Genomic DNA, 15,075 nt, shown 5'->3' with positions numbered 1-15,075 from the left:
GTGCTTACGCTGATGCCCATGGAGGGCATCGGGGCTGGGGTCATGTTGCTGTGTGGCGCGCTAAGTTGCCTGTTCGTCTGCCTCATGCTTTGCGCCGCCGCTGCGGCTTGGGCACTCGGCCCGAACGTGGGCGCTGACCCCACGGATCGACCTTCGCATCCCGAACGAATGATCCGGATCGATCAAGAGGAACTGTGCAAGCAGCCGAAGAACCAACCTCTATCGTCTACAGCCTGCGAGCAGACGGAGTCACCGGCACAGGGACGGGCAGATGAACGACGACCACGACGCCGCCGGAGTCATGCGCTTCATTTTCGAGGCCGGCGTACTCAAGCGCGCCGCCCGCACCGGTTGGTGGTTCGCCGGCGTCAAAGACCCCGAATCCATCGCTGACCACTCGTTCCGGACCACGCTGATCGGGATGATGCTCGCCGCCATGGAAGGTGCCGACCCGGCCCGGGTGTCGATGCTGTGCGTCCTGCACGACACCCAGGAAACCCGGATCACCGACATGCCGCACATCGCCAGGCGCTATCTCGCCGCCGCACCCAACACCACGGTCACCGCCGATCAGGTCGCCGCCTGCCCGCCGGCCGTCGCGGACCTCGTCAACGCCGCCGTCGCCGAGTACGAAGCGGGCGAGACACCGGAGGCCATCGTCGCCCGCGACGCCGACAAGCTGGAATGCCTCGTTCAGGCGGTCGAATACCGCCACCAGGGCATCGGCGACGTCCAACGCTGGATCGACAGCTCACGCGCGGCACTGAGGACCGCCGGCGCGCACCGCCTGGCCGACGCCGCCCTCAGCGGTCAACCCCTCGGCTGGCTCACCCCGCCCCCGGTGTAACCCCAGGCGTAAGCTGCGGGACGTGGTCTCGCAACACGTGCTTTCGTCGTCGGCTGCGGGCGGGGTCTGCGCGGAGGTGCCGTACTGGTCGGAGTCGCCCTTGACCACGTACACCTCCCAGCGCTCGTCGCCGGGGCCGCGAACCCAGACCTTGTCCTGGAGGGCGTAGCAGCAGGAGGTGTCGTTCTCGGTCAGGGTGATCAGCCCGGCCTCGGTGAGTCGGTCGGTGGCGGCGGTGACCTGCGCGCCGTCGAACACCTCGACCCCGAGGTGGTCGATCGCGGTGGCCTGGTCCGGGGTGCCTTCGAGCAGGACCAGCTTCAGCGGCGGCTCCTCGATGGCGAAGTTGGCGTAGCCGGGCCGCCGCTTGGCCGGCTCGGTGCCGAACAGCTTCGAGTAGAACGCGATCGACCCTTCCAGGTCGGAGACGCGCAGGGCGAGCTGGACGCGGGACATCCCACACCTCCGGTTGTTTAGATAACTATCTAGGCAGAGGATTGCACTCTGGTTTGATGCTTGTCAAACTAGACGGGTGTCGAGACAACAACTGCCGGTCCTCGCCGACCCGTCGGCCTGCTGCGCGCCGATGGTCACCGAGGCCCTGACGGAAGACGCCGCCGCCGGTCTGGCGCGCGGCTTCAAGGCCCTCGGTGATCCGGTACGGCTGCGGCTGCTGTCCCTGATCGCCGCGCGGGCCGGCGGCGAGGTGTGCGTGTGCGAGCTGACCGACGCGTTCACCCTGACCGGCCCGACGATCTCCCACCACCTGAAGGTGCTGCGCGAGGCCGGGCTGATCGACTGCCAGCGCCGGGGCACCTGGGTCTACTACTGGATCGTCCCGGCCCGCCTCGCCGTCCTGTCCCAGCTCCTGGACGTCTCGGCTGCCGTTGCGTCGACCGGGCCGACCCGGTGACGCCCGACCCGCCGCACGCCGTGCTGCGCCGGGCGTCGGCGGAACTGGTCGGCACCGGCCTGCTCGTCACCGCCGTGGTCGGCTCCGGGATCGCCGCCACCCGCCTGTCGCCGGGCGACGTGGGGCTGCAACTGCTGGAGAACAGCATCGCCACCGCGTTCGCCCTCGGCGCGCTGATCCTCATCTTCGGCCCGGTGTCCGGTGCCCACCTCAACCCCGTCGTGTCGCTCACCGACTGGTGGCAGGCCCGCCGTACGGGAGCGGGTCTGTCGACCCGTGATCTCGGCGCGTACGTCGTGGCGCAGGTGCTCGGTGCGATCGGCGGCACGGTGCTGGCACACCTGATGTTCGGGTTGCCCGCCGTCACGATCTCCACCCGCCAGCGGGACGGGGGCGGACTGTGGCTGGCCGAGGTCGTCGCGACCGCCGGGCTCCTCCTGCTGATCGCCGCCCTCACCCGTGCCCGCCGGACCGCGGTCGCTCCGGCGGCGGTCGGGGCGTGGATCGGTGGCGCCTACTGGTTCACCGCCTCCACCTCGTTCGCCAATCCGGCCGTCACGATCGGCCGCATGTTCACCGACACCTTCGCCGGCATCGCCCCCACCTCGGCGGCCGGGTTCGTCGCCGCGCAGCTCGCCGCCGTCGGGATCGCGGTCGCCGCGATCACCTGGTGGTATCCGACGGTTCGACAGCCGGACGGCGTGGCGGTCGAGCTGGCACCGGCGCAGCCGGAACGGGCCGCCTCATGACCGGCGTCCGGCCGCCCCGCCCCGATCTCGTGCCGATGACCGACGAGCACGCCTCGGCGGTGCTCGACATCTACCGGCACGGGATCGCCACCGGCGACGCCACCTTCGAGACCGAACCACCCACCTGGGCCCGGTTCACCGGCACCCGCCTGCCCGAACACCGCTGGGTCGCCGTCGACCACCCGGCTGCCGACCGCGTACTCGGCTGGGTCGCGTGCACCCCGGTGTCCGACCGGTGCGTGTACGCCGGGGTCGTCGAGCACTCCGTCTACGTCCACCCCGACGCCCGAGGACGAGGCGTCGGCCGGCTCCTGCTCCACCGACTCATCGACTCCACCGAACAGGCCGGCATCTGGACCATCCAGTCCGGGGTCTTCCCCGAGAACACCGCCAGCCTCGCCCTGCACCACGCCTGCGGCTTCCGCACCATCGGCGTACGCGAACGCCTCGGCCGCCACCACGACCGATGGCGCGACGTCATCCTCATCGAACGCCGCAGCCCCACCATCACCTAGCCACGTCAGCACCGGAAGAGGTCCACCACCCATGAGCACCCCCGCCCGGCCCACCACGCCATCGGTGCTGTTCGTCTGCGTCCACAACGCCGGCCGCTCCCAGATGGCCGCCGGCTGGCTGCGCCACCTCGCCGGGAACACCGTCGAGGTCCGCTCCGCCGGCTCCGAACCCGCCGAACACGTCAACCCCGTCGCGGTCGACGCCATGCGTGAGGTCGGCATCGACATCACCGCCGAAGAGCCGAAGATCCTCGACTGGGACACCGCCGAGGCCAGCGACGTGATCATCACGATGGGCTGCGGCGACGCCTGTCCCGTCTTCCCCGGCAAACGCTACGAGGACTGGAAACTCACTGACCCCGCCGGCCAGCCGCTGTCCGTCGTCCGCGAGGTCCGCGACGAGATCCGCCAGTACGTCGCCCGGCTCCTCGACGACCTGACCCCGGACGCCAGGATCGAGGCCTGACCGGACACCGGTGGCTCCCGCGTCACGAGCGCAGTGGAGGCTCCCGCCGACAGGCCTGGTGACCGACCTCGTTCGAAGGCCCTAAATGGTTTGCCGGTGGTCGGCGGGCGCTGGGATGCTGCGGCCGACCGGGAGCGGGGGAGGGGCCAGCATGCCGTCGGAGTCCGAGCCGGAGGTCCGTACCGTGGCCGGTGTGCTGCGCGGCTGCCGGGAGGCGGGCCGCGCGGTGTTCCGGGGCATCCGGTACGCCGAGCCGCCCGTCGGTGCCCACCGGTTCGCCGCGCCGCAACCGGTATCCCGCTGGGAGGGCGTACGCCCGGCGCTCGCCTTCGGTCCGCCGCCTCCGCAGCCCGACGCGTTCGGGACGTCCCCGCAGGGCACCGGCGACGACTGGCTGACGCTCAACGTGTGGACGCCGGAGCCGGACCCGGCGGCGGGGTTGCCGGTCCTGGTGTGGATTCCCGGTGGCGGTTACCTCGTCGGCTGTTCCGGCCTCCCGGAGTACGACGGCGGGCACCTGGCCGACGGCGGGACCGTCGTGGTGACGCTCAACTACCGCCTCGGTTTCGAGGGTTTCGGGCAGCTCGACGGAGTCCCGGCCAACCGGGGGCTGCTCGACCAGGTGGCGGCCCTGGAGTGGGTGCGGGACAACATCCGCGCCTTCGGTGGCGACCCGGGACGGGTGACGGTCTTCGGGCAGTCGGCCGGCGGCGGTTCGGTCGCCGCGCTGCTGGCCATGCCGCGCGCCGCCGGGCTGTTGCGGCGGGCGGTCGCGCAGAGCGTCCCGGGGACGTTCCTCTCGCCCGAGCTGGCCGCCGACGTCACCGCCGCCTGCGCCGCCGAGCTGGGGGTACGACCGACCCTGGCCGACCTGTCGGCGGTGGCTGCGGACCGGCTGCCGGCGGTGGGCGAGGCGATCTCGGCCGGGATCGTCAGGTGGCGGGAACGGTGGGGTCAGATCACCCACCGGCCGATCCCGTTCGCGCCGGTCGTCGACGGTGACGTGCTGCCGGCGACCCCGTGGCGGGCGCTGGCCGACGGTGCCGCCCGCGACGTCGACCTGCTCGTCGGGCACACCCGCGACGAGCACCGCCTGTTCAGCCTGCTCGACGGCGTGCTCGGCCAGGTCACGCCCGAGCAGACCGGGACCGCGCTGCGGATGCTGGCCCCGGGCCCGGACGGTGCCCACCGCTACCGGGAGGCGTTCCCGGCCGCGACCGACGAGCAGCTGTACGAGCTGGTCAACGCGGACTGGCTGTTCCGGATGCCGAGCCTGCACCTGGCCGAGGCGCAGGTCGCCGGTGGCGGCCGGGCCCACCTCTACGAGCTGACCTGGCCGGCGTCGGGCCTGGGCGGTGCCCTCGGTGCCTGTCACGGCCTGGACGTGCCGCTGGTCTTCGGCAACCTGACCAGCGGGCAGCCCGCGATGCTGATCGGTGATCCGCCTCCGCCGGCGGCTCACGAGCTGTCCAGGCAGTTCCGCCGGGCGTGGACGGCGTTCGCCGCGACCGGCGACCCCGGTTGGCCGCCGTACGACGCCGGTCGCCGTACCCGGATCTTCGACGAGCGGCCGACGGTCGTGGCGTACCCGGAGGAGACGTCACGGCTGCTGTGGCGGGACCACACCTTCGCCGCGCTCCCCCTGCTGGCCTGACCGCGTCCCGGCGGCGGAACCCGCTGACTTCCCGGCGGCGACACCACCGGTGGCGGTACGGGTGAACCGGCCGGCCAGCAGCGCGAACGCGTCGGTGAGCGGCGGCGGGCCGACGACGGTGATCTCGGCGTCGTAGCGGGCGACGGCGGCGGCGAGGCTCACCCAGGACCACGACCCGAGGGTGAGCCGGCACCGGTCGGGGGTGACCTCCTCGACGAGACCGTCGCGGGTGTACCGGGCGACGGTCGCCGCGGGCAGGTCGAGCAGCACGGTGCCCCGGCAGGGCCAGTCCGCCGACCCGCCGGCCGACCCCCGGAAGACCCCGGTGAGATAGGTGGCGACGTTCCCGCCGGGCAGCGGTCGGGGGGTGAAGCGCGGCCCGTGGGGTGGGCGCGGGGTGATCCGGTCGATGCGGAAGGTCCGCCAGCCGGCCCGGTCGAGGTCCCAGGCGACGAGGTACCACCGGCCGCCCCAGGTGACGACGTGGTGCGGTTCGGCGTGCCGGGCCGGGCGCTCGGTGCTGTCGGGCCCGTAGTCGAAGCGCAGGATCTCGCGGGTCTGCACGGCGGCACTGAGCGCCAGCAGCACCCCGCCGTCGACCGGCGGGGTCGGCGTGGTGGCGGGTCGTGCGACGGCGGTCACGCTGAGCGCCCCGACCCGCTGCCGCAGCCGGGTCGGCAGCACCTGTCGTACGGTCTGCAGCGCCCGCGCGGCGGCGTCCGCCAGTGCGTCGTCCGCGCCGGTCGCCGCGACCTGGAGCGCGACGGTGAGGGCAACGGCCTGTTCGTCGTCGAACAGCAGCGGGGGCAGTTCGGTGCCGGCGTCGAGCCGGTAACCACCGTCGGGGCCCTTGGCGGCGGCGACGGGGTAGCCCAGTTCCCGCAGCCGGTCGACGTCGCGGCGCACGGTGCGCAGGCTGATGCCGAGGCGTTCGGCAAGCACGGTGCCGGACCAGTCCCGGCGGGTCTGCAACAGCGACAGCAGGGCGAGCAGTCGGGCGGACGTGGTCGGCATGGGACCGATTCTGCCCGCAGTAGGTGCCACATCCTGTCACCTACTGCTGCAAATCTTGCTCCTGACCAGCCCACTTCCGGGCGTCGAGCACCATCAGCAAGGAGTCGACCATGGCCATCTCCGCCACCACGCACCTCAACTTCCGGGGTGACGCCCGTGCGGCGCTGGAGTTCTACCAGGCCGTCTTCGGTGGCCGCAGCACCGTCGTCAGCTACGGCGACCTGGGGATGCCGAAGGACCTGCCGGACGCCGACAGGGTCGTCTTCGGCCAGGTCACCGCCGACAACGGCTTCGCCATCATGGCCTACGACGTGCCCGCCGGCGCCCCCGCCGCAGCCGCGCCGACCACCACCACCCGCAAGAACGGCACGACGCTGACCGGAGAGCGGTTCTTCGTCGCCGTCCGGGGGGACGACGCCGACGAGGTCGGCGCGCTCTGGCACCGGCTCGCCGAGGGCGCCGACCTGATCGAGGAGTACGGCCCGTCGCCATGGGCCCCCGGTTTCGGCATGCTCACCGACCGGTTCGGCGTCACCTGGGTCCTCGACGTCGCCACCCCGTACGCCGGCTGACCGCCCTGATCCGGTCCGGGTCGGCGACGTCGCCGACCCGGACCGGTCGGTCACTCGGTGCGCAGCCCGTCGGCGCGGGTGAGCCGCCACAGCAGCGGCATGCTCAGCCCGCTGATCGCCAGGACGGCCAGCGCGCCGAGACCGACGGCGAAGCCCACCACCGGCCAGGCGACCGTGACGGGGGCCTGCACCATCCGCAGCAGGGCCGCGCCGAGGCCGAGCCCGAAGCCGACCGCCAGCACCAGCCCGACCCCGACCGGCAGGGCGGTCTGCCACAGCACCGACCAGCCGAGGGTGCTGCGTCGGGTGCCCACCGCCACCAGCATGGCCAGCAGCCGGCGGCGTTCCCGCAGCTGCTCCAGCGTGCCGACCAGCATGCTGGTGGCGATCAGCAGCAGGGTGACGACCGTGCCGATGGCCAGGCCGCGCCGGATGTCGGCGAACCGGGGTGACTCGATGGTCGAGGACAACACGGACACGGGGGTGGCCAGGTCGATCGCGGCGACGGCGTTGCGGACGTGTTCGACCGCGTCCGGCTTGGCGGGGTCGAGCTTGAGGTAGACGGTCGAATGCAGCGGACCGAGGGTCCGAGTGGCGGCGGCTGCGGGGGTGAGCAGGACACCGTTCTGCATCCAGCCGGCCGGGTCGGGCCGGGCCTGCGCGGCACGGGCCGCCGTGGGCAGCCGCCACCGGGAGTTGTCGCGGACGACCAGCATCGCGTCGGCGGGGATGACCGTCGGGTCGTTCGGATCGTATGCCAGGAAGGTGTCCCCGTCCGCGCACCGGTCGAGACGGGCGAACTCGGCCAGCGCGGCGCAGTCGCCGACCCGGATCTCCACCGGTGGGCCGTCCGGCGAGCCGATGGTGGCCACGGAGACGAGGGTGCCGGTCGCAGCGGTAACCCCGTCGGCCCCGCCGAGCTGCCGCAGGACCCGGGCCAGGTCCGGCTGGTCCAGGAACTGCACCTGCACCTGCGCCCGGGAGGTGTCCTGCCCGCTGGCGGTGGTGAAGTCCCCGGCGATCCCGGCGAAGAGCATCTGCAGACCGATCGTGCCGGCGACGGCCACGGCGATGCCGTTGACCAGCCGGGCGGAGGTGGCGCTGTCCAGCTGCACCCGGCGGACCGCCAGCTGCCAGGACACCGGACCACCGCGCAGTCGTCGTACCAGCAGGTCGGTCAGCCAGGGCAGCACGGTGACCGTGCCGATCAGCAGCAGCACCGCGCCGGCCGGCACCACCCACCGGGTGACCCCGCCGTCGCCCTCGCGCAGACCGGCCACGGGCAGGAGCATGGCCAGGCCGACGGCGGGCAGCAGCAGCCGCCACCAGAGCCGACGGCGGACCGGGGTGCTACGCCGGGCCACTCCGAGCGGCTCGACCACGACCGCGCGCAACGCCAGCATCGCCACCAGCACGGCCAGCGCCGGCACGGCCAGCACGACGGCCAGCAGCAGCGCGGTGGGGGGCTGGATGTCGTCGGCGTACACACTGATGTCGTAGAGGGTGACCAGCGGGACCAGTTGGCGACCGGCGAGCAGGAACCCGATGCCGACGACGACCCCGAGCAGGGCACCGGCGGCGGCCTCCCCGGCGGCGATCCGCCGCACCATGGTGGTGTCCGCGCCGACCAGGCGCAGCGCGGCGAGTCGCCGGTCGCGTCGCTCACCGCCGTAGCGCACGGCGGAGCCGAGGAACACCGCGATGGGCAGCAGCAGCACCACGAAGATGACCGCCACCAGCAGCATCAGCACCGGGCCGAGACCCTCGCCGGGCAACCCGCCGCCGAACCTGTCCAGCCGGGTCGCCCCGGACGTGTCGGACAGCCGGTCATCGCCCTGGTAGTAGGCCAGTTCGTTGGGGCCGGCGAGGCCCTCGTCGGCGATGGTCCCGGTGACCCGCGCGCCGCCCAGCCGGGGGGTGAACAGCGGGCCGTCGGGGGAGTCGAGCAGCCGGCGCAGGGCGGGGGAGACGACCACCTCCCCGGGGGCGGGCAGGGCGGTCAGCCCCGGCGGGACGGGGGCGGCCGGTCCCTCCGGCCGCAGCAGTCGGCCCCGCACCGGCCGGCCCCGGAACTCGGTGTCCAGCGCGTGCACCAGCAGGGTGCCGGGACCGGCCGCGATCTGTTCGCCGAACCGCAGGTCGTCGCGGGCGTCGCCGCGTGCCTGCCGGGCGTCGAGCGCCCCGGGCACGGCGGTGGCCAGCAGCAGCATGGCCACCCCGATGCCGACGCCGACGGCGGTGAGCAGCGCCCGGGTCCAACCCTCCCGGCCGCCGGTGACGGCCATCCGGGCACCCATCGCCAGGTCCGCGAGCGCGCCCCGACCGGTCACGCCGCCACCTCCAGGTTGCGGGTCCGCCCGTCGCGCACCACGATCTCCCGGTCGGAGTACGCGGCCACCCGTGCCTCGTGGGTGACCAGGACCACCGCCGCCCCGCTGTCCCGGGCGGCCTCGGTGAGCAGCCGCATGACCCGTTCGCCGTTGAGTGAGTCCAGCGCTCCGGTCGGCTCGTCGGCGAAGATCACCCGGGGGCGGGTGACCAGCGCGCGGGCCACGGCGACGCGTTGCCCCTGGCCGCCGGAGACCTCGCCGGGGCGCTTGCCGGCCACGTCGGTGACCTCCAGCCGTTCCAGCCACTGCCCGGCCCGCTGCTCGGCCGCACGCCGGGGGACCCGGGCCAGCCGCAGCGGCAGCGCGACGTTCTCCAGGCAGGTCAGCTCGGGCACCAGCTGGCCGAACTGGAAGACGAACCCGAAGGCCTCCCGGCGCAGGGCGCTGCGCCGGGCGTCACTCATCGTCACCAGGTCCTGGCCGTCGAAGACGACCCGGCCCCGGTCGGGGCGGACGATCCCGGCCAGGCAGTGCAGCAGGGTGGACTTGCCGGAGCCGGACGACCCGAGCACCGCGACCACCTCGCCCTCGTCGATGCGCAGCCCGGCGTCGACCAGTGCGGCCGTCTCGCCGAAGCTGCGGTGCAGGCCCTCGGCGACCAGCAGCGGGGCGCTCATGCGCGCACCCGCGCGGCCAGGTCGTCGAGGCGGGCGGTGGTCAGTTCCAGCCAGCGCAAGTCGGCCTCCAGGTGGAAGAGCGCGTGATCACAGATCAACTGTTCGGCGAGATCGCCGCCGCGCTTGCGCCGGGTCAGCTCCCGCATCAGCCGCAGGTGCTCGGCGCGCTGCACGTCGAGCAGTTCGGCGGCCTCGCGGCCGGTGAGCAGGGCGAGCACCACCTTGGTGTAGAGGATGCTCTGCAGATAGGGCTCGGGCTGTTCCGGGCGGGCCAGCCACTGCGCCACGTCGGCGACGCCGGCCTCGGTGATGGCGTACCGCTTGCGGTCGGGGCCCTCGCCGGGCTCGACCGCCTCCACCTCGACCAAGCCGCCGCGCAGCAGCCGGGACAGGGTCGCGTAGACCTGGCCGTAGGCGACCGGGCGGGAGTGGCCGAAGTGTTCGTCGTAGCGCCGTTTGATGTCGTAGCCGTGCCGGGGGGTCGCCTCCAGCAGGCCGAGGAAGGTCTGGCCGATGGACATGCCGGCGACTATACACACCGCGTATACGCGCGTTGTCTACACCCAGCGCCGACGTGGTCGTGGCCGGCTCCCGGTGACCCCCGCGGTGTCGCCCGCGAATGTGACACCGTCCGACGGATTGACCCGCAGATTGATACATGTCAGTGTTTGCTTCCCCGGCGTTTCCGCCGCGATCCCACCCCCGGATCGCGGGTCGCCCGTCCACCCCCGGTCACATCCGACAGACGGGACGGTGACGCCCGGGCGGATGCCCCGCCGACCCCCATGAGGAGCACGCATGAAGCGCAGAACCCTGGCGATCGCCGCCGTCACCGCGGTGACGCTCGCCCTGGCCGCGCCACCGGCCACGGCCGCCCCGACCGCCCGGCCGGCCACCGCCGCGCCGGCCGTCGCCGCGCTCGCCGCGCCGGACGTCCAGGTCGCCAACGTCCAGGCGCACCTGGCCCAGTTCCAGAGCATCGCCACCAGCAACGGCGGCAACCGGCGGGCCGGCTCGGCCGGCTACACCGCCTCGGTCGCCTACGTGAAGTCCAAGCTCCAGGCCGCCGGCTACACGGTCACCGAGCAGACCTGCACCAGCTGCACCTACCAGGGCAACAACGTGATCGCCGAGTGGCCGCAGGGCCCGACCACCGACGTGGTCATGTTCGGCGCGCACCTCGACGGCGTCGCCGCCGGACCGGGCATCAACGACAACGGCTCCGGCTCGTCGGTGCTGCTGGAGAACGCCCTGGTGCTCGCCCAGCAGAACCCGACCATGAGCAAGCGGGTCCGGTTCGCCTGGTGGAACGGCGAGGAGCAGGGCCTGCAGGGCTCCAAGTTCTATGTCAACTCCCTGACCACCGCCCAGAAGGGCTACATCAAGGGGTACTACAACTTCGACATGGTCGCCTCGACCAACGGCGGCTATTTCATCAACCGGGTCACCTCCACCACCGCCGCGCCGCTCAAGGCGTACTGGGACTCCCTCGGGTTGTCGCCGGAGGAGAACACCGAGGGCCAGGGCCGCTCCGACGACTACTCGTTCCAGCAGGCCGGCATCCCCACCTCGGGCTACGCGATGGGGGCCAGCGCCCGCAAGACCAGCGCCCAGGCCAGCAAGTGGGGCGGCACCGCCAACGCCGCGTACGACCCGTGCTACCACTCGTCCTGCGACACCACCAGCAACATCAACGCCACCGGGCTCAACCGCAGCGCCGACGGCGTCGCGTACGCCATCTGGGACCTCGCGGTCGGCGGCGGCACCCCGACCAACGACTTCTCCGTCGCGGTCAGCCCGACCTCGGGTGGCGTCACCCGGGGCGGCTCCACCACCGCCACGGTCAGCACCGCCACCACCAGCGGCAGCGCCCAGACCGTCGCCCTGTCGGCCTCCGGTGCACCCAGCGGCGTGAGCGTCTCGTTCAGCCCGTCGTCGGTCACCTCCGGCGGCTCGGCCACCATGACGGTCAGCGCCTCGTCGAGCGCCAGCCTCGGCAGCTTCACCCTCACCGTGACCGGCACCGGCTCGGCCACCCGCACGGCCAGCTACACCGTCACCGTCACCGGCACCGGTAGCTGCACCGGCGGGCAGGTCGTCGGCAACGGCAGCTTCGAGTCCGGCACCACGCCGTGGACGGCCACCTCCGGCGTCATCACCAACTCGTCCAGCCAGCCGGCCCGCACCGGCTCCTACAAGGCATGGCTCAACGGCAACGGCAGCACCAGCACCGACACCCTGTCCCAGTCGGTGACCGTGCCGGCCGGCTGCTCCTCCTACGCCCTCGCCTTCTACCTGCACATCGACACCGCCGAGCGGACCACCACCGTCGCGTACGACAAGCTGGTGGTGCAGGTCGGCAGCACCACGCTGGCGACGTACTCCAACCTCAACAAGGCCAGCGGCTACACGCTGCGCTCGTTCGACCTCGGCGCGTACGCCGGCCAGACGGTGACCCTGAAGTTCACCGGCACCGAGGACTCCTCGTTGCAGACCAGCTTCGTCATCGACGACGTGACGTTGCAGGTGAGCTGACCGACCCGGGTGGGGTGGACGCCTGGTCCACCCCACCCGGACCGTCATGGCGATAAATGTCATACCCCGGTCGGACCATGGGGACATGGCTGCCCCCGCGCTGTCCCACCACAGTGGTCAACCCCGATCCGTGCCGCTGCGCGAGCTGCGTACCCGGCTGACCCAGCTGATCGCGATGGCCGAGCTGACCGACACGGTCACCCTGGTCACCCGCGACGGCGACCCCCGGCCGGTCGCCGCGATCGTGCCGGCCTCCGCCGCCCGCAGCGCCGCCCAGGCCCGCGCCGACGACGAACGCCTGGGCACGGTGACCGCGGGTTGGGCCCGCCGGCTGGAGGAGTCACACCGGCAGGGCGCCCGCCGGCACGCCGCCGAGCTGCGGGCCATGACCGACGCCCTCGCCGAGGTCTGGGCCGAGCTGGACCGGCACGTCCCACCCGGCACCGACCCCGCCGTCGACCGGCTCCGCGCCGCCCAGGCCGACCTGCGCCGCGACTGACCCGGGCACACCCGACACCCAAGGCCACCGCGTCAACCCCGACGCCCGGGCCGCTCCCGACCCGTGCCACGACCGGCACGCCCGCCGGTAGACGCGTCATGCCCACCCGACTCCACTTCCCGCCCCGCTCGCCCCACCCCACCCCGGTGATCAAGAAGTTTGCGTCAAGTGATCAAGAGGTTTGCGTCAATCTGAAGATCGAAGCTGACGCAAACCTCTTGATCACCGAGAACGGGAAGGGGCACGGGGCCTGGGTGGGTGGGGTTCAGTTGACCGGTGTGGGGGCTCGTGTTGGGCGGGTGGGGGTGGTCGGGTGGTCCATCGTGCGCCAGGGGCCGCCCAGCAGTGGGGTGAGCACCACCAGCAGGTAGCAGCCGCCCACGGTGAGCAGGACGGGCGTGGTGCCGAAGCCGTCGACGGCCACCCCGGCGGCGAGCGCGCCCAGCGGGATGCCGGCCCAGCAGCCGGCCCCGATCACCCCGAAGACCCGGGCGCGCAGGTGGGCCGGCACCCGTTCCAGCTCCACCGCGCCGAGCAGCGGGTTGATCGCACCGGCGGCGAAGCCGGACAGGGCGAAGACCGCGACGATCCAGGGCAGCGGCGGCGCGGCGGCCAGCGCCCAGAAGGGCGGCGCACCGGCCAGGGCGAACGCGGTGACGAGGGTGGCCCGGCGGGGCAGCCGGTGGCCGACCCCGCTGAACAGCAGCGACCCGGCCAGCGCGCCGCCACCCATCGCGCCGACCAGCAGGCCGAACGCGGTGGGCCCGCCGAGTTCCCGGTCGGCCACCACCGGCAGCAGCACGTTGCTCTTGGTCGCGTCGAAGAAGTTGGTCACCAGCACCAGCAGCACCACCGCGCGCAGCAGCGGCTCCCGGCTCAGGAACCGCACCCCGGCGGCGAATTCCCGCCAGTAGCCGCCGCCGGCCGGATCGGTCGGCGTGGCCGGACGCAGCGACCGGGGCACCAGCACCGTCACGACCAGCGCGGAGACCGCGAAGGTGACGGCGTCCAGGGCCAGCACGGGGAGCGCACCGAGGGTGGCGACGAGCAGGCCGGCAATCGGGGCGCCGATCAGCCGGGCGCCCCGCTCGCTGGCCTCGTACCAGCCGACGGCCCGTTCCAGCGGCACCCCGGCGGCGGTGGCCGCCTCGGGCAGCAGGGCGTTGCGGGCGGTCTGCCCGGGGGTGTCGAGCAGGCCGCTGGCGAAGACCAGCCCGAGCAGCGCCCAGAACGGCAGGCCGACGGTGGCGTCGAGCAGCGGCACGGCGGCGACCGTCAGCCCTGACACCACGTCGGCCAGGACGCTGGCCCGGCGGTAGCCGATCCGGTCCACCAGCACCCCGCCGAGCGCCCCGCCGAGCACCACCGGCACGGCGGCGACCGCACCGGTGAGGCCGGTGGCGGCGGGCGAGCCGGTCTCGGCGAGCACGTAGAGCGGCAGCGCGATCAGGGTGAGCATGTTGCCGGTGAGCGAGACCGTGTGACCGACCAGCAGGCCGACCAACGGCCCACGGTGGCGCGGCGTCACCGCTGGTCCCGGAAGGCGTGGTACATCAGCGACACGGTCTCGGCTCCCGGCCGGGCCGGGTCGCTGCGGGCCTGCCAGCGGGCGGCCAGCGCCTCCAGGTCGGCCCGCAGCTCGATCAGCTCGTCGCTGGTCAGGTGCAGCCAGGAGTCGCTGCTGGCGGTGCCGCGTACCCACTGCGGGTCGAGGGTCGCCTCGACGTCGAGGTAGTGGCCGAGCCGTTCGGTGTACCGGTCGAGGACCGCGCGGCGGAGCAGGTCGGAGGCGGCCCGGCGTTCCGGGTCGGCGAGCAGCTCGACCGGCTCCCAGGAGGTCCGGGTGTGCGTCGCCCGCCACCAGCGTTCGCGGCGGTCGCGGGCGTGCTCGGGGGCCTCCTCGACGAAGCCGTGTTCGGCCAGCTTGCCCAGGTGGTAACTGACCGAACCGACCGCCTCGTCGATGGCGTCGCTGAGCATGCCGACGCTCTGCGGACCCCGCACGCGCAGCTCGCCGAGCAGCCGCAACCGGGTCGGGTGGGCCAGCGCACGCATCGCCCGGGGGTCGGTCAGGTGCCGGGGGTGCTCCTCTGTCATGCCGCCACGGTAAAAGAACAAGACATGAAGTACAAGAGTTCTTGTATAGCTGGTCCGGTGGGCCGCCGGTCGACGCGCTGCGGACCGCACGCGGGGCGGGGACAATCCGACGGGAGCATCGGCCGGGGGACCGGCCGGCCCGCGAGCCGGAGGCGGTGTCGATGAGCGGATCGGCGGTGGCGGCCGGACCCGACCGGGCCGGGAGCG

The 15,075-nt window shown here is 73.1% G+C and carries 15 protein-coding genes and 1 pseudogene; 9 read left to right on the top strand and 7 right to left on the bottom strand.

Annotated elements, in window-relative coordinates; genetic code table 11:
* Positions 1 to 271 precede the first annotated feature (271 nt).
* Positions 272 to 847 (top strand): HD domain-containing protein, encoded by a 576-nt coding sequence (locus AB0K25_RS27815; RefSeq protein ID WP_363823543.1) that lies wholly within the window; start codon positions 272 to 274, stop codon positions 845 to 847.
* Here the strand turns inward: AB0K25_RS27815 and AB0K25_RS27810 are convergent.
* A complete protein-coding gene (locus AB0K25_RS27810; protein WP_363823540.1) occupies positions 752 to 1,303 on the bottom strand; it encodes an ArsI/CadI family heavy metal resistance metalloenzyme in 552 nt (183 codons plus the stop codon). The two genes, AB0K25_RS27815 and AB0K25_RS27810, sit on opposite strands and share 96 nt — an antisense overlap.
* A gap of 130 nt (positions 1,304 to 1,433) precedes the next feature.
* Here AB0K25_RS27810 and AB0K25_RS27805 point away from each other — a divergent pair, with 130 nt between their 5' ends.
* The 5 genes and pseudogenes from AB0K25_RS27805 to AB0K25_RS27785 all read left to right on the top strand — a co-directional run bounded on the left by AB0K25_RS27805 (position 1,434) and on the right by AB0K25_RS27785 (position 5,144).
* A complete protein-coding gene (locus tag AB0K25_RS27805) occupies positions 1,434 to 1,760 on the top strand; it encodes a metalloregulator ArsR/SmtB family transcription factor (RefSeq protein WP_219469989.1) in 327 nt (108 codons plus the stop codon).
* A pseudogene (locus AB0K25_RS27800) lies at positions 1,757 to 2,440 on the top strand (aquaporin); the annotation flags it as partial. The gene AB0K25_RS27805 and the pseudogene AB0K25_RS27800, both read left to right, overlap by 4 nt.
* 104 nt (positions 2,441 to 2,544) lie before the next feature.
* Positions 2,545 to 3,024 (top strand): N-acetyltransferase family protein, encoded by a 480-nt coding sequence (locus tag AB0K25_RS27795; RefSeq protein WP_363823574.1) that lies wholly within the window; start codon positions 2,545 to 2,547, stop codon positions 3,022 to 3,024.
* A gap of 31 nt (positions 3,025 to 3,055) precedes the next feature.
* On the top strand, positions 3,056 to 3,490 hold the full coding sequence (locus tag AB0K25_RS27790; protein WP_219462268.1) for an arsenate reductase ArsC: 435 nt from the start codon (positions 3,056 to 3,058) through the stop codon (positions 3,488 to 3,490).
* 151 nt (positions 3,491 to 3,641) lie between these two features.
* Complete coding sequence (locus AB0K25_RS27785; protein WP_363823537.1) at positions 3,642 to 5,144, top strand: carboxylesterase family protein; 1,503 nt, start codon at positions 3,642 to 3,644, stop codon at positions 5,142 to 5,144.
* Here AB0K25_RS27785 and AB0K25_RS27780 read toward each other — a convergent pair.
* Positions 5,091 to 6,158: a WYL domain-containing protein gene (locus AB0K25_RS27780; RefSeq protein ID WP_363823534.1), complete on the bottom strand. Its 1,068-nt coding sequence runs from the start codon at positions 6,156 to 6,158 to the stop codon at positions 5,091 to 5,093. The genes AB0K25_RS27785 and AB0K25_RS27780 overlap by 54 nt on opposite strands.
* 110 nt (positions 6,159 to 6,268) lie before the next feature.
* Between AB0K25_RS27780 and AB0K25_RS27775 the strand changes: the two genes are divergently transcribed.
* The gene (locus tag AB0K25_RS27775) at positions 6,269 to 6,730 is read left to right on the top strand and encodes a VOC family protein (RefSeq protein WP_219462260.1); all 462 of its coding nucleotides are present in this window, start codon (positions 6,269 to 6,271) and stop codon (positions 6,728 to 6,730) included.
* Between the two features lie 50 nt (positions 6,731 to 6,780).
* On the opposite strand, the gene AB0K25_RS27770 is transcribed toward AB0K25_RS27775, so the two are convergent.
* The 3 genes from AB0K25_RS27770 to AB0K25_RS27760 are packed head-to-tail and all read right to left on the bottom strand — an operon-like array spanning position 6,781 to position 10,258.
* The gene (locus AB0K25_RS27770; protein WP_357536647.1) at positions 6,781 to 9,060 is read right to left on the bottom strand and encodes an ABC transporter permease; all 2,280 of its coding nucleotides are present in this window, start codon (positions 9,058 to 9,060) and stop codon (positions 6,781 to 6,783) included.
* Complete coding sequence (locus AB0K25_RS27765) at positions 9,057 to 9,737, bottom strand: ABC transporter ATP-binding protein (protein WP_219462254.1); 681 nt, start codon at positions 9,735 to 9,737, stop codon at positions 9,057 to 9,059. Before AB0K25_RS27765 ends, AB0K25_RS27770 begins: the two co-directional genes overlap by 4 nt.
* Positions 9,734 to 10,258 (bottom strand): PadR family transcriptional regulator, encoded by a 525-nt coding sequence (locus tag AB0K25_RS27760; protein WP_208570643.1) that lies wholly within the window; start codon positions 10,256 to 10,258, stop codon positions 9,734 to 9,736. Before AB0K25_RS27760 ends, AB0K25_RS27765 begins: the two co-directional genes overlap by 4 nt.
* 277 nt (positions 10,259 to 10,535) lie before the next feature.
* On the opposite strand from AB0K25_RS27760, the gene AB0K25_RS27755 reads away from it, so the two are divergent.
* Positions 10,536 to 12,272 carry a M28 family peptidase gene (locus tag AB0K25_RS27755; protein ID WP_219462251.1) on the top strand — a complete coding sequence of 579 codons (1,737 nt, stop codon included), beginning with the start codon at positions 10,536 to 10,538 and terminating at the stop codon, positions 12,270 to 12,272.
* Positions 12,273 to 12,357: 85 nt separating this feature from the next.
* Complete coding sequence (locus tag AB0K25_RS27750) at positions 12,358 to 12,771, top strand: type II toxin-antitoxin system Phd/YefM family antitoxin (protein ID WP_219462250.1); 414 nt, start codon at positions 12,358 to 12,360, stop codon at positions 12,769 to 12,771.
* A gap of 265 nt (positions 12,772 to 13,036) precedes the next feature.
* Here AB0K25_RS27750 and AB0K25_RS27745 read toward each other — a convergent pair whose 3' ends face one another.
* Entirely contained in the window at positions 13,037 to 14,299 is a 1,263-nt protein-coding gene (locus AB0K25_RS27745) for an MFS transporter (RefSeq protein ID WP_308290757.1), read from the bottom strand.
* The gene (locus AB0K25_RS27740) at positions 14,296 to 14,868 is read right to left on the bottom strand and encodes a helix-turn-helix domain-containing protein (protein WP_219462249.1); all 573 of its coding nucleotides are present in this window, start codon (positions 14,866 to 14,868) and stop codon (positions 14,296 to 14,298) included. The genes AB0K25_RS27745 and AB0K25_RS27740 overlap by 4 nt, the downstream gene beginning before the upstream one ends.
* Between the last annotated feature and the right edge of the window lie 207 nt (positions 14,869 to 15,075).

The organism is Micromonospora sp. NPDC049257 (genome assembly GCF_040678915.1).
GTDB lineage: Bacteria > Actinomycetota > Actinomycetes > Mycobacteriales > Micromonosporaceae > Micromonospora > Micromonospora antibiotica.
Note: the sequence above shows the minus strand (reverse complement) of the source record. Positions and strands in the feature narration are given on the sequence as shown.